At 73.4% G+C, this 14,489-nt stretch carries 7 protein-coding genes, 1 tRNA gene and 1 pseudogene; 5 read left to right on the top strand and 4 right to left on the bottom strand.

All coding sequences use genetic code 11. From position 1 onward, the window contains the following. Positions 1 to 68: 68 nt before the first annotated feature. Positions 69 to 473 (bottom strand): DUF2752 domain-containing protein, encoded by a 405-nt coding sequence (locus tag HCK00_RS00330; protein WP_168099683.1) that lies wholly within the window; start codon positions 471 to 473, stop codon positions 69 to 71. Positions 474 to 642: 169 nt separating this feature from the next. Further along, positions 643 to 1,095, bottom strand: coding sequence for a TM2 domain-containing protein (locus HCK00_RS00325; protein WP_168099682.1), 453 nt, complete (start codon positions 1,093 to 1,095; stop codon positions 643 to 645). Positions 1,096 to 1,434: 339 nt separating this feature from the next. Between HCK00_RS00325 and topA the strand changes: the two genes are divergently transcribed. From topA to HCK00_RS00300, 5 genes are all read left to right on the top strand, one after another. After that, positions 1,435 to 4,362 carry a type I DNA topoisomerase gene (gene topA, locus HCK00_RS00320; protein WP_168099681.1) on the top strand — a complete coding sequence of 976 codons (2,928 nt, stop codon included), beginning with the start codon at positions 1,435 to 1,437 and terminating at the stop codon, positions 4,360 to 4,362. A 511-nt stretch (positions 4,363 to 4,873) separates the two neighbouring features. Continuing rightward, a complete protein-coding gene (gene tmk, locus HCK00_RS00315) occupies positions 4,874 to 8,473 on the top strand; it encodes a dTMP kinase (protein WP_168099680.1) in 3,600 nt (1,199 codons plus the stop codon). Between the two features lie 229 nt (positions 8,474 to 8,702). Continuing rightward, complete coding sequence (locus tag HCK00_RS00310) at positions 8,703 to 10,016, top strand: DNA polymerase III subunit delta' (RefSeq protein WP_168099679.1); 1,314 nt, start codon at positions 8,703 to 8,705, stop codon at positions 10,014 to 10,016. A gap of 526 nt (positions 10,017 to 10,542) precedes the next feature. Further along, complete coding sequence (locus HCK00_RS00305) at positions 10,543 to 12,123, top strand: alpha/beta hydrolase (RefSeq protein ID WP_168099678.1); 1,581 nt, start codon at positions 10,543 to 10,545, stop codon at positions 12,121 to 12,123. A gap of 226 nt (positions 12,124 to 12,349) precedes the next feature. Continuing rightward, positions 12,350 to 12,423 (top strand) — tRNA-Thr (locus tag HCK00_RS00300). Between the two features lie 48 nt (positions 12,424 to 12,471). Here the strand turns inward: HCK00_RS00300 and HCK00_RS00295 are convergent. Continuing rightward, a pseudogene (locus HCK00_RS00295) lies at positions 12,472 to 12,972 on the bottom strand (tyrosine-type recombinase/integrase); the annotation flags it as partial. 58 nt (positions 12,973 to 13,030) lie between these two features. Beyond that, positions 13,031 to 14,374: an ApeA N-terminal domain 1-containing protein gene (locus tag HCK00_RS00290; protein ID WP_168099677.1), complete on the bottom strand. Its 1,344-nt coding sequence runs from the start codon at positions 14,372 to 14,374 to the stop codon at positions 13,031 to 13,033. Positions 14,375 to 14,489: the final 115 nt, after the last annotated feature.

Genomic DNA, 14,489 nt, shown 5'->3' with positions numbered 1-14,489 from the left:
GCGTGGGGGAGCACGGAAGGCGCCGGGGAGGACGGTGGGACCACGGTGGGACCACGGTGGGATGGGGCTCAGCCGACCACGTTCCGCCCGATCCCCCACAGGACCGTCAGCGTCAGCGCCGTCACCAGCGTCGCCCGGCGGGGTGAGGGGCGGTAGCGCCGTCCGCGCAGGCCCTCACGGAGCCAGCGCCAGCCGAGCCAGAGGCCGGCGGGGACGCCGAGCAGCAGCAGGGCGGCGTTGTCGTGGAAGGCGGCGGCGAGGTCGCCGTGCATCAGGTCGTACACCATGCGGGTGGCGCCGCAGGTGGGGCAGTCCAGCCCGGTCAGCCACCTGAAGGGGCAGTACAGCAGCCACTGCCCGGGGCGGTGCGGATCGGTGCGGTAGAGGTACGCCGCCGCGGCCGCCCCGGCCGCCAGTGCTCCGAGGGGCGGGGCGGCCGGGTGCGCGCGGGCGCGACGGAGTCGGGCGCGCACGCCCCCGGCGGATCCGGAGTGCGTGCCCCCGGCGGATCCGGCGCCCGGGGCGCCGGAGGCCGCGGCGTCCCCGGGCCACGGGGCCCCTGCGGGGCCGGCGGCGCCCGCCGCGTCCTCGTCGCCCGCTGCGTCCTCGCCGCCCTCCGCGCCACCCGGGTGGCCTGCCGGGTCAGCCACGCAGCGGGCGGCCCTGCGCGTCGGTGGGCTGGCCGGTGAGCAGCATGATGCCGTCGATCAGGGACCAGATGCCGCAGCCGCCGAGGGTGAAGAGCTGGCCGAGCGCCATGCCGGTGTGCCCGGTGTAGAAGCGGCCGATGCCCAGGGTGCCGATGAACAACTGGAGAACGCCCGCGACGATCTTCGACTTGTCCGAGTAGGGGCGGCCGTAGGGGTCGTAGCCGTAGGGGGCGTTCGGGTCGCCCGTGTACTGCCCCGCCGGCGCGGGCGGCTGCTGGGGGTAGCCGTAGCCGGCGGCCGGCTGGCCGTAGGGCTGCTGCTGCGCGCCCTGGTCGGGATAGCCGTAGGAGGGCTGCTGCTGGCCGTAGGGCTGCTGGCCGGCCTGCTGCGGGTAGCCGTAACCGCTGTTGGGGTCCTGGGGCGGCGGGCCGTAAGGGTTGGACATGGGCTTCCCCCGATTGATGTGCGACAGGTGTGCGATCGCCGGACGCGGTGGACAGGGCCGGGCCGGTCCCGGCACCGCCATCCTGCCAGCCGGACTCGGGGCCCTGGCAAGCACCCGGGAAACGACGCGTGCGGCGGGGACGTTCGATGTGAGGTTGGCGGGGTCCCGGCGGTACGGCGGCATACACCCCCCTTGTCGGGTTACCGTTCGAGTGGCGTTGCGGGCTTTCCCCGCTTGACAACGGGGCGGGAGGTACCGTCACACTCCGCAACGCCACGACACCGCCGCCACAGAACTGGCAGTGATATTCACCGAGCGTCCACGGAGAGAAGAGCGAAGTTGTCCCCGACCAGCGAGACCGCGAAGGGCGGCCGCCGACTCGTCATCGTCGAGTCGCCTGCCAAGGCGAAGACGATCAAGGGCTATCTCGGCCCGGGGTATGTCGTCGAGGCGAGCGTCGGGCACATCCGCGATCTGCCCAAAGTCGCCGCAGAGATCCCCGCGAAGTACAAGGGTGAGCCCTGGGCCCGGCTCGGCGTCAACGTCGACCAGGACTTCCAGCCCATCTATGTCGTCAACGCGGATAAGAAGAGCCAGGTCAGCAAGCTCAAGGAGCTGCTGGCGGAGTCCGACGAGCTGCTGCTCGCCACCGATGAGGACCGCGAGGGCGAGGCGATCGCCTGGCATCTCCAGGAGGTCCTGAAGCCCAAGGTCCCGGTCCGCCGGATGGTCTTCCACGAGATCACCAAGGACGCCATCCAGGCCGCCGTCCGCAGCCCGCGGGAGCTGAACAAGCGCCTCGTCGACGCCCAGGAGACCCGCCGGATCCTCGACCGCCTGTTCGGCTACGAGGTCTCCCCGGTGCTGTGGAAGAAGGTCATGCCCCGGCTGTCGGCCGGCCGCGTGCAGTCCGTCGCGACCCGGCTGGTCGTCGAGCGGGAGCGCGAGCGGATGGCGTTCCGCTCCGCCGAGTACTGGGACCTGACCGGCACCTTCGCCGCGGCCGGAAGCGGTGGCGGCGGCGAGCCCGGGTCCTTCGGGGCCCGTCTCACGGCCGTCGACGGCCGCCGGGTCGCCACCGGCCGGGACTTCGGCGCCACGGGGCGGCTCAAGGAGGGCGCGCGCGTCCTCCACCTCGACGAGGCCGCGGCGCGCGAGCTGGCCGCCGCCCTGGAGAGCGCCGACTTCTCCGTCCGCTCGGTGGAGTCCAAGCCGTACCGGCGCTCGCCGTACGCCCCGTTCCGTACCACCACCCTGCAACAGGAGGCCTCGCGCAAGCTGGGCTTCGGCGCCAAGGCGACGATGCAGATCGCGCAGAAGCTGTACGAGAACGGCTTCATCACCTACATGCGGACGGACTCCACGACGCTCTCCGAGACCGCCGTGGCCGCCGCCCGCGCCCAGGTCACCCAGCTCTACGGCGCCGACTACCTGCCGGACAAGCCGCGGCTGTACACGGGCAAGGTCAAGAACGCGCAGGAGGCGCACGAGGCGATCCGCCCCTCCGGCGACCGCTTCCGCACCCCGGCCGAGACGGGCCTGACCGGCGACCAGTTCCGCCTCTACGAGCTGATCTGGAAGCGGACGGTCGCCTCCCAGATGAAGGACGCCACCGGCCAGTCCGTGACGGTGAAGGTGGCCGGCCGGGCCCGCGACGGCCGGGACGCCGAGTTCTCCGCCTCCGGCAAGATCATCAACTTCCACGGCTTCCTCAAGGCGTACGTCGAGGGCGCGGACGACCCGAACGCCGAGCTGGACGACCGCGAGCGCCGGCTGCCGCAGGTCACCGAGGGGGACCCGCTCACCGCCGAGGAACTCGCCGCCGAGGGCCACGCCACCAAGCCGCCCGCCCGCTACACCGAGGCGTCCCTCGTCAAGGAGCTGGAGGAGCGGGAGATCGGCCGGCCGTCGACCTACGCCTCCATCATCGGCACCATCCTCGACCGCGGTTACGTCTTCAAGAAGGGCACGGCCCTCGTGCCGTCCTTCCTCTCCTTCGCCGTCGTCGGCCTGCTGGAGAAGCACTTCGGCCGGCTCGTCGACTACGACTTCACCGCCCGCATGGAGGACGACCTCGACCGCATCGCCGCGGGCGAGGCCCAGTCGGTGCCGTGGCTGCGCCGCTTCTACTTCGGTTCCGAGGGCGGCGCCCCGGCCGGCGCGGGCGCCGCCGCGGAGGCGGGCAACGGTGACGGCGACCACCTCGGCGGCCTCAAGGAACTGGTCACCGACCTGGGCGCGATCGACGCCCGCGAGGTCTCCTCCTTCCCCGTCAGCGACGGCATCGTGCTGCGCGTCGGCCGCTACGGGCCGTACGTCGAGCGCACGGCCCCGCCGCCGGAGGGGGCGGTGGGCGAGGTCGGCCAACGCGCCGACGTGCCCGAGGACCTGCCGCCCGACGAGCTGACCGTCGAGTACGCGGAGGAGCTGCTGGCCAGGCCGAGCGGCGACTTCGAGCTGGGCACCGACCCGGAGACCGGCCGGAAGATCGTCGCCAAGGACGGCCGCTACGGCCCGTACGTCACCGAGGTGCTGCCCGAGGACACGCCGAAGACCGGCAAGAACGCCGTCAAGCCGCGCACGGCCTCGCTCTTCGCGTCGATGTCGCTGGACACCGTGACGCTGGCGGACGCCCTGAAGCTGATGTCGCTGCCCCGGGTGGTCGGCACCGATCCCGCGTCGGGCGAGGAGATCACCGCGCAGAACGGCCGGTACGGCCCCTACCTGAAGAAGGGCACCGACTCGCGCTCCCTGGAGAGCGAGGAGCAGCTGTTCACGCTCACGCTGGAGCAGGCGCTGGAGATCTACTCCAAGCCCAAGCAGCGTGGCCGGGGCGCCGCCAAGCCGCCGCTGAAGGAGCTGGGCACCGACCCGGTGAGCGAGCGGCCGGTGGTCGTCAAGGACGGCCGCTTCGGCCCGTACGTCACGGACGGCGAGACCAACGCGACCCTGCGCCGGGACGACGACCCCGAGACGATCACGCCGGAGCGGGGCTACGAACTCCTCGCCGAGAAGCGGGCCAAGGGCCCGGTGAAGAAGACGGCGAAGAAGGCCGCCACCAAGAAGACCGCCACGAAGACGGCGAAGAAGACCGCCACGAAGAAGACGGCGGCCAAGAAGACGGCCACGGCCGCCAAGAAGGCCTCCGCGCCGGCCAAGAAGGCGGCGGCCACGGCCGCCGCCAAGAAGACCACGGCCGGGACGGCGGCGAAGGCGGCCGGGAAGACCCCGGCGCGCAGCGCTTCGGGGGCGGAAACGGGCGAGTAGGCGAGCCGCCCGCCTGCCCGCCCGACGGACGGGACGCGGACGGGACGGTGGCCTCCCGGTGGCACTCCGCCGGGGTCCACCCGTCCGCGGGACCGGGGCCGGACCGGGTTCCGCGCCACCGCTTCCGGACTCCGGTCGCGTCGGCTGGCCGTGCCGCGCGGTCGGCCGTGCCGCGCGGGTCGGCGGCACGCGAGAGCGCGGAGGGACGGTCCCGGAGACCATCTCCTCGTCGGCGACCATCCGCCACGGCCCGTGGCAGCCGGTCGCGGACCCCCGCCGGGCCTGTCCCGGCGTGCCCGGCGGGCCGTGGGCGCGGGCGGACGGTTCGTCAGAAGGGGCGGGCGGCCTCTCCGTCCGTGCCGGACCGCCCCCGGTGCGGGCCGCGGAGGCGGGCCGCACGGACGGGCCCGTTCGGCCGTCCGTGGTGCCGGGCGGGCAGCCGGCCGGGCGTTGTCCACAGCTTGGCGGGACCGCTCGGCATGTATTCGGCCAGTCCGGATAGGCTGGCCGGATGACGCGTGCCGAGCAGCCCACGGTCGTGAGTTCCCCCACGGACCACCTTGCCGCAGACTCCCGCGAACGCGCCGTGCGAGCACTGCTGCGATTCCCCCCACTGAGGCGGTTGTGGAGCGCCCAGCTCGTCGGCGGCGTGGGCGACTGCCTCGCCCTGCTGGTCCTCGTGGTGCTGACCTTGCAGGCCGCCGTGGGTGCGGAGACCTTCGGCCCCGGGTACCGGGGCGCGGCCTTCGCGGTGGCCGCCGTCCTCGCCGTGCGGATCCTCACCTCCTTCCTCTTCGGGGCGGTGCTCCTGACCCCCCTCACCTCGCTCATCGGCGACGGCCGGAGGCCGGACCCCTCCCCGGACCCGGCGCGGCCGGCCGCGGCGGACGGGGCGGAGCCGGCGGGCGGCGGCGCGGTGTCCCCGGCGGAGCCGGGGAAGGCCGGTGCCGTGCCCGGGGAGAAGCCCGCGGACGCGGGCGCCCCCGGCAAGGGCACCCCCGGTAAGGGCTCCTCCCGCAAGGGCGGCACGGGCGCGCTGCTCGACCGCCGCTGGACGATGATCGGCGCCGACGCGCTCCGGGTGGCCCTGCTGGTCGTCGCCCCGCTGTGGATCGACTGGACGCCCGACACGGCCACCGCCGTCCTCCTGGTCACCGTCTTCCTCACCGGGGTCGCCGAGCGGCTGTGGACGATCTGCCGGGAGAGCGCGGCCCCCGCGCTGCTGCCCTCCGTCCCGGCCGGTGACGACGCCGTCCGCCCGCTGCCGGACAACCTCGACGCGCTGCGCCGGCTCTCGCAGCGCACCGGATTCGTCGCGCTGCCGCTGGCCGCCGCGGTCCTCGTCGTCGTCACCCTGTTCAGCAACCTGCTCGGGGCGGTCGTCGAGTGGTTCCACCTGCACCAGGTGGCGCTCGGCTCGTACGTGGCGGCGGGGCTCTTCGCCGCGTGCGTCTCCATCCTCTACTTCGTCGAGCTGCCCGGCGGGCGCACGCCCCGGGTCCCTTCCCCGCTGGCGGGGCTGCGCCGCCCCCGCGGCGGCGGCCGTGCCGACAAGGGGCGCACCGGCGCCGTCCCGCTGCTGGTGGCGGCGTGTGCCGCGGTCGCGGGGGCGATCGCCTCGGCGGTCGGCGTGGCCGTGCTCCACATCGACGACCTGGGCGGCGGGCCGGTCGGCTTCGCGCTGCTCGTCCTCGCGCTCACCGGGGGCACCGTCCTCGGCATCCGCAGCGCGCCCAAGGTGCTGCCGGCGCTCTCCCGGCGCCGGATGCTCGCCCTGTCCACGGCCCTGGCCGGGCTGGCGCTGCTCGCCGTAGGCCTGACGCCCGACCCGGCCACGGTCCTCTTCCTGGCCGTCGTCGCCGGCGCGGCGGCCGGCATCGCCGCCAGCACCGGGCACACCCTGCTCGACCAGGAGACCGAGGAGCTCCGCCGGGGCCGCGTCACCGACCATCTGCACGCCGTCGTCCGGGTGGCCACCGCGCTGGCCGCCGTGGCCGCGCCCCTGCTCGCCGCCGGGATCGGCCCGCACCGGCTGGCCGGCGGCCGTTTCGTCTTCGCCCACGGCGGCGCCGGCTTCACGCTGATGCTGACCGGCGCGCTGCTGCTGCCCGTCGCCGCGCTGGTGCTGATCCGCACCGACGACCGGTCCGGCGTCCCGCTCCGCCGCGATCTGCGCGACGCGCTGCGCGGTGGTGACCCCGACCGGCGCTCCCCGGCCGGCAACGGCTTCTTCATCGCCGTGGAAGGCGGCGACGGCGCCGGCAAGTCCACCCAGGTCGAGACGCTCGCCGAGTGGATCCGCTCCAAGGGGCACGAGGTCGTGGTCACCCGTGAGCCCGGGGCGACGGCCATCGGCAAGCGGCTCCGCTCCATCCTGCTCGACGTCGCCTCGTCCGGGATCTCGCCCCGCGCGGAGGCGCTGCTGTACGCGGCGGACCGCGCCGAGCATGTCGACAGTGTCGTCCGGCCCGCCCTGGAGCGCGGTGCCGTCGTCATCAGCGACCGCTACATCGACTCGTCCGTCGCCTACCAGGGCGCCGGCCGTGACCTGTCGCCGACCGAGATCGCCCGCATCAGCCGCTGGGCGACCGACGGGCTCGTCCCCCATCTGACCGTGCTCCTCGACATCGCGCCGGAGACGGCCCGCGAGCGGTTCACCGAGGCGCCGGACCGGCTGGAGTCCGAGCCGCCCGAGTTCCACCAGCGGGTCCGCGCCGGTTTCCTGGCGCTGGCCGCCGCCGACCCGGCGCGCTACCTCGTCGTCGACGCCGGACAGGAGCCGCAGGCCGTCACCACCGTCGCCCGGCACCGGCTCGACCAGGTGCTGCCGCTCTCCGAGGCGGAGATCCGGGCCCGCGAGGAGGCGCGCCGCGCGGCCGAGGAGGAGGCCCGCCGCCGCGCCGAGGAAGAGGCGGCGCGCAAGGCCGAGGAGGAACGGCAGGAGCGCGAACGGCAGGAGCAGCTCGCCCGGCTGCGCGCCGAGGAGGAGGAGCGCAAGCGGCGCGAGGCCGAGCAGGCCCGGGTCGCGGAGGCCCGCCGCCAGGCCGAGGAGGCGCGCCGGCGCGCCGAGGAGGCGCAGGCCCGGGCGGAGGAGGAGCGCCGCAGGCGGGAGGCCGAGGAGACCCGGCGGCGCGCCGAGGAGGAGCAGGTCCGCCGGCAGCAGGCGGAGGAGGAGCGGCTGCGCCGGGAGGCCGACGAGCGCCGCCAGGAACGCCAGCGGAAGGCCGAGGAGGCGCTGCTCCGCGCCGAGCGGGAGCGGCAGGCCGCCGAGCGGGCCGCGGCGACGCCCGGCGGCGAGCAGGGCCGGCCGGACGGCGCGGCCGTGGACGAGGCACCGACGGTGCAGACGCCCGCACCGGGCGTGGCGCCCGCCGCCGGTGGGCGCGGGACGGACGGCGGCCCCGGGGGCGCCGGACCGGACGGCGAGACGACCCAGCCGGTCCCCACACCGCGTACCGGCCGCCCGGCGCCGGAGGCCGGCGAGACGGCCCTGCTGCCGCAGGTCCCCGGCGACGCCGGTCCGGGCGGCGGCGACCGGACGGACCGCGGCAGCGGGGCCGACGGGCCCGACGGGACCGCACCCCTCCCGCGTGTCTCCGAGGCCGATGAGACGGCGGTGCTGCCCCAGGTCCCGGAGGCCGGCGACCGGGAGTGGCCGGACGCCGAACGCGCCGCCGGGCGCGCGGCGGACGAGACCGCCGTACTCCCCCCGGTCCGGCCGGACGAGCCGCCGCGTGGCGGGCAGCCCTCCGCCGGCTCGCGCCAGGGCCCGCCTCCCCGCGCGGGCGGCGCGGGGGAGGGAGTGCCGCCGTGGCTCGCCCGGGAGGACGAGGCGCGGGGCGCCGCCGGGGACGGGGACGGCGAACGCACCCGGGAGCTGCCGCAGGCCGGCCGGGCCGGGGAGCCCGGTGGCGGCCCGGAGGAGCACCAGGGCCCCGGAGCGCAGCGGTACGGCCGCGGTGGCCGGCGCCGCCCGGACTGGGCGGAGGAGACTCCGCTCGACGACCTGCCGACCCTCGCCGACGAGCTGCTCGGCCCGCGGGAGGACCCGCGTGAGGGTGCGTGGGGCGAGGGTGACGACGGGCGCGGCGGCCGGGGCCGCCGGGGCTGAGACCCTGGAGACGGGGTCCGGCCGGCGGAAGCGGGGAAAGCCGGGAGGCCGGGGAGACCGGAGCCGGGAAGACCGGAGCCGGGAAGCCCGGCGGCCGGCTGCCCCGGACCCCGGAGGACACCGGACGACCGGCCCGGAGGACACCGGACGACCGGCCCGGAGGACGCCGGACGACCGGATAGTGGGAACAAGGCCGACGAGCCGGAAGACCAAAAGAGGAGCGCCGGGCATGGCGGTGTGGGACGACCTGGTCGGCCAGGGCCGGGTGACGGAGACGCTCACCGCGGCCGCCCGGGCCGCCGACGCCCTGGTCACCGAGGCCGGGCGGGCGAGCACCGCCGGGGCCGCGGGGGACTCCGGGCGCGCCGGGGAGGCCGAGAGCCTCTCCCCCGCCCCGTATTCGGCCGTCGGGGAGGGGGACGGGGCTGCGCCCGTCCCGGAGGGGGGCGCCTCGTCGATGACGCACGCCTGGCTCTTCACCGGCCCGCCGGGTTCCGGCCGCGCCACCGCGGCCCGGGCCTTCGCGGCGGCTCTCCAGTGCGTCAGCCCGGACCGGGCGCTGGGTGCCGCCCCGGGCTGCGGTTTCTGCGACGGCTGCCACACGGCGCTCATCGGCACCCACGCCGATGTCGAGATCGTCCGTACGGATCTGCTCTCCATCGGCGTCAAGGAGACCCGCGAACTCGTCCGCCGCGCGCAGCTCGCCCCGTCCGGCGGCCGGTGGCAGGTGATCGTGCTGGAGGACGCCGACCGGCTCACCGAGGGCTCGGGCAACGTCCTGCTGAAGGCCGTCGAGGAGCCCGCGCCACGGACGGTGTGGCTGCTGTGCGCGCCTTCCGTGGAGGACGTCCTGCCCACGATCCGTTCCCGCTGCCGCCAGCTTGTCCTGCGGACACCGCCGGTGGAGGCCGTGGCGGAGCTGCTGATGCGGCGGGACGGCATCGAGCCGGGCGCGGCCGAGGCGGCGGCCCGCGCCACGCAGGGCCACATCGGCCGGGCCCGCCGGCTGGCCACCGACGAGCGGGCGCGGGCCCGCCGGGCCGCCGTGCTGAAGCTGCCGCTCCGGATCGACCAGGTCGGCGGCTGCCTCAAGGCGGCTCAGGAACTGGTGGACGCCGCCGCCGAGGACGCCCGGCAGATGGCGGAGGAGGTCGACGTCAAGGAGACCGAGGAACTGCGCGCCGCGCTCGGTGCCGCCGCCGGACCGGGCGGCCGGCTGCCGCGCGGCACGGCCGGGGTGATGAAGGATCTGGAGAAGCGGCAGAAGACCCGCTCCACCCGCACCCAGCGCGACTCCCTGGACCTGGCCCTCACGGACCTCACCGCCTTCTACCGCGACGTTCTCGCCGTGCAGTTCGGCTCGCCCGCGGCGGTCGCCAACATCGAGGAGCGGCAGGCCCTGGAGCGGGTCGCCCGGGGATCCACCCCGGAGAGCACCCTGCGCCGGATGGAGGCGATCCTCGCCTGCCGCCGTGCCCTGGACGCCAACGTCGCCCCGCTGCTGGCGGTGGAGGCCATGATGCTGAGCCTGCGCGCGGGCTGAGCCTCGGTCTGCCTCGCGTTGCGCGGCCCCCGGGGGCCCGGGGCCGCCAGTCTTCGAGGCCCGGGGGCGCACGGCTTCCGAGGGCCCGGGGACGCGCGGTCTCCGAGGGGCGCACGGCCTCCGAGGGTCCGGCGTCCCGCAGCCTGGAGGGCGGGGGCGCACCGCCTGTACACCCTCACACCCCGCGCGGAGAGCAGCCGGCGCCGGGATCGCCGGCGAGGGCCGCGGCTCGGCAGAGGAACCGGGGTCCGGCGAGGGAGCGCGCGCCGGAGCGCACCCCGACCGGCGGGGTGCCGGACGAGTGGCCCCTGGCTCACCGCCCACCGTCCACTGCCGGCCGCCCGGTCAACCGCCGAGCCGGCAGCTCACCCGTACGGCGGGTGGTGAACGGCCACCGCGGAATCGCGGACCGCTACGCTCCGAACGGAAGCCGCACATCACCGCGAACCGCCCATCCGGACAGCCGCCCCGCGGTCTCCGCCGAGCCGTCCGTTCCTCGCCGCCCGGGCCGAACCGAGGGGTCTCCATGCACGTCCGCAGCCGACCGTTCCACACCGCCGGGGTGGCCCTCCTGGCCGCCGCCCTCGTGCTCGCCGGCTGCTCGTCCGGCGCCGCGGACCCCTCCGCCGACCGCCCTGCGGGCCCCCGCCCCACCGGCGCCCCGGACGTCCTGGAGCCGTTGGCCACCACCGTCCCGTCCGCCCTCAGGCCCTACTACGCCCAGAAGCTCCGCTGGCGGGGTTGCGACACCGCCGGTTTCGAGTGCGCCACGCTCAAGGCCCCGCTGGACTACGCGCGCCCGGGCGACGGCCGGGACGTCCGTCTCGCCGTGTCGCGCCGGAAGGCCACCGGGCCGGGCGATCCCCTCGGGTCCCTGCTGGTCAACCCCGGCGGCCCGGGCGGCTCCGCGATCGGTTACCTGCAGAACTACGCGGCGGCCGGTTACCCGGCCCCCGTCCGCGAGCGCTACGACATGGTCGCCGTCGACCCGCGCGGGGTGGCCGCGAGCGAGCCGGTCACCTGCCTGTCCGACGCGGAGATGGACGCCTACACCCAGGTCGACGTCACCCCTGACTCCGAAGGCGAGACCGAGGCACTGGTCGCCGCGTACCGCCGGTTCGGGCAGGGCTGCGAGCGGCGCAGCGGCGAGGTGCTCGGCCATGTCTCCACCGTGGAGTCGGCCCGCGACATGGACCTGCTCCGGGCCGCGCTCGGCGACGAGAAGCTGACCTACGTCGGCGCGTCCTACGGCACCTTCCTCGGGGCGACCTACGCGGGCCTCTTCCCGTCGCGCGTCGGCCGGCTCGTCTTCGACGGGGCGATGGACCCGTCCCTGTCCTCCCGGCAGCTCAACCGGGACCAGACGGCCGGCTTCTCCACCGCCTTCACCGCCTTCGCCGAGGACTGCGTGCGCGGCGAGGACTGCCCGCTCGGGAACGAGAGCGTCGCCGACGCCCGCCGGCGGATGAGCGCCTTCTTCCGGCGGCTGGACCGCCGGCCCGTGCCCGCCGGGAACGGCCGGGAACTCGGCGAGTCGCTGGCCACGACCGGGGTGATCGCCGCGATGTACGACGAGGGGGCGTGGCCGCGCCTGCGGGGGGCGCTGAAGGCGGCGATGGACGGCCGGGGCCACGACCTCATCGCGCTCGCGGACCTCTACCACGAACGCGACCCGAACGGCTCCTACCAGAATCTGATGTACGCCAACCCGGCCGTGAACTGCCTGGACCTGCCGGCCTCCTTCCGCAGCCCGGCCGAGGTCCGGAAGCAGCTCGCCTCCTTCCGGGAGGCGTCCCCGGTCTTCGGCGAGGGGCTGGCCTGGTCGGCGCTGAACTGCGGCTACTGGCCGGTGAAGGCGACCGGGAAACCGCACCGGATCGAGGCCCGGGGCGCCGCGCCGATCCTGGTCGTCGGCACCACCCGCGACCCGGCGACCCCGTACGTGTGGTCCCGCGCCCTCGCGGCCCAGCTCGACTCCGGCACCCTGCTCACCTACGACGGCGACGGCCACACCGCGTACGGACGCGGCAGCGCCTGCGTGGACCGGGCGATCAACACCTACCTGCTGAAGGGCGAGGCCCCGGCGAACGGCACCCGGTGCACGTGACGGCCGGGGCTGCGGCGCTCCCACCCGAGGCGATCACCACCGCCACCCAGGCCACACCCCGGGCCTCACGCCGGGCCACACCCTGGCCCTCACCCCGGGCCTCACGCCGGGCCCTCACCCCGGGCCGTCCCCCAACCCGGTACGGGGCACCCCCTCCCACTGTGTAGACTTGCCGCTGTTGCCGATGCCCTTCGCGACCATGGTGTCCGGAGCGTCACGGCAGCTCGCCGCCTTAGCTCAGATGGCCAGAGCAACGCACTCGTAATGCGTAGGTCTCGGGTTCGAATCCCGAAGGCGGCTCACTCTGGAACCCCAGGTCGGGTGTACTCCGACCTGGGGTTCTTTCGTTCAGCGAATGCGGCGACGTCGGCGAGCGCGGGCCGCGCGGCTGTCGGGGGTCTCACTTCTGGTCTCAGTCGGGCCGGAGTCCGGGCCCGGATCGGGGGCCGGGGGAGCGGGTACGAAGAACTCGCCCATGCGCCGCATCGCGTCCTTCGACAGGTGAGAGCGCCCCTTCACGTAGCGGCGTGTCTGGCTGATCTGGGTGTGCCGCAGGATCTCCATGATGGTGGGCATGTCGACGCCCAACTCGTTCAGGATTGTGTCGGCCGTGTGACGGCTCCCGTCGTACAGGCGGCGGTCGTCGATTCCGGCTTCGCCGAGGAGTTCCTTGAACTCCTCGTAGTCCTGCCGGGGGTCGAGTGGGCGACCATCCGGCCGTGAGAAGACCACGTGGTGTTCCCCCCACAGCTCTCCAGCGGCGGCTCGCATCTCCTCCTGCTGTGCCTTGTGAGCGCGGAGGAACGGGATGAAGACGGGCGGGATCGGGACGGCATTCCGGCTCTTCTTAAGGGTCAACAGGAATTTTGCACGATCCTGGGTACGTTCAGCGCTGCTTCTGCCGGCGTCATCGGCCTTTTTTCTTCTTGCGTCCAGGATTCGGAGAGAAGTTTGCAACGTAACCGCTCGCTTCTTCGCCCAGTGCCCTAGTGCGATGGCTTCGGAAGATCCGTTTACTGACCCCCTTGTTTCCTGCGACGCGATTCAATATCGCTGCCGTCAGCAGGAGGGAGCCACTCTGGGCCATGACGCTCACCATGTATCTATCGGGCTTATAGTTCGCCTCGTGTTTGATGGCGTTGTAAGTCTCCCAAAATGCGGTATCCCATTTCTCAAGATCCCCGATCCAGTCGCCGAATGGCGAGCCGACTCTCTCGGCGATCGCGAGAGGTATTCTCTTGTTCTTAGCCCAGCTAGTAGTGCGGCGATGAGAGGCAACCCAGTACTCCATTCCTGCGGCTACTTCCATCAACTGCACCTCGGGTGATGTCGCCCCCAGGCGGTAGCGACTCACGAACGGCCGTACCGCGCGTGGGTGACTCTCGTATATTTTGATCCAGCGCCTGAGTGCATCAACTCCACCGAGGTCGCCCAAGGAGAACAGCGGGATTTCTGTCATTGACTTAGGTGTCGTAGTTCCAGGTGGGGCGGCCATTAGGCGTCCATCCCAAAGTGTCGGCGAAGTCCGGGGGTCCGGGTCCAAGATCAGATGTGCTCGGCCGCCGTCTGCGGCAACGAAGCCGTCGAGGGCAAGACACACCAGATCCTGAATTCGATGAAGCGGCGATAGCAGCTCTCTATAGCTCTTCGGTCGCATTGACCTGACGGCCAGGCTTACCGGAGCGTAGATGCTTCTGTTGTCGGCCGAGCCGGAAACCTGCCAGTGCCAAGACAGTTCGAATTTAGTTGAGGCGTTTAGTCGAACCTCTTGAGGAGCGCCACTTCGTACCTGGAGACTCACAGACTGAATGCGCTGGGCGTCATCGTTTTTACGTTCCTCGTCGATGGTTCTCACGCCCGCCCAGTCCTGGATTCCAGGTACGAAGGTGCTGAAATATGAGAAGCGCGGGTCTTGTGCGTTGTCATCTACGCCCATGATCAATGCGTGTGCGAAGAAGGAGTGAGTTGACGCTTTGGCGCCGCCCCACCTAATGTTCGATGTCTGCCGGAAGATGTCGACTACGAGCGCGCCGCCTGCCGGAGTGCTAGCGAAAATCGATTTGGGAATTCCGGGTGAATCGGCGCTGCCGAAACTATCGAAGGGCGACTCTTCGAGGGTTTGAACTTCAACCTGTCCTGTTGGGTTGACCTTCAGGTATCCGCTCTCTGAGCGGCGTCGAAAGTTGATCCTTTTTGAGTGGGAGGCCCAGAAATAGCCAACGCTTCCACCTGAAATATCGTCGATGTCCACGCCCTGCCCCTTCCTGCTGTCTGATCATTGTCGCAGCGTGAGGCCGGAAGCGCAGGGCCTTTCGGGTGACGGCCCTCGGAGCGTGCGTGCCACCCGGTCCCCAGATTGCCTGGTC

The organism is Streptomyces zingiberis (assembly GCF_012034935.1).
GTDB lineage: Bacteria > Actinomycetota > Actinomycetes > Streptomycetales > Streptomycetaceae > Streptomyces > Streptomyces zingiberis.
Note: the sequence above shows the minus strand (reverse complement) of the source record. Positions and strands in the feature narration are given on the sequence as shown.

Coding starts and splice junctions, on each gene's coding strand:
- HCK00_RS00325 (WP_168099682.1), bottom strand. CDS start 1,095: ATGTCCAACCCTTACGGCCCGCCGCCCCAGGACCCCAACAGCGGTTAC.
- tmk (WP_168099680.1), top strand. CDS start 4,874: ATGACGCGTGCCGAGCAGCCCACGGTCGTGAGTTCCCCCACGGACCAC.
- HCK00_RS00310 (WP_168099679.1), top strand. CDS start 8,703: ATGGCGGTGTGGGACGACCTGGTCGGCCAGGGCCGGGTGACGGAGACG.
- HCK00_RS00305 (WP_168099678.1), top strand. CDS start 10,543: ATGCACGTCCGCAGCCGACCGTTCCACACCGCCGGGGTGGCCCTCCTG.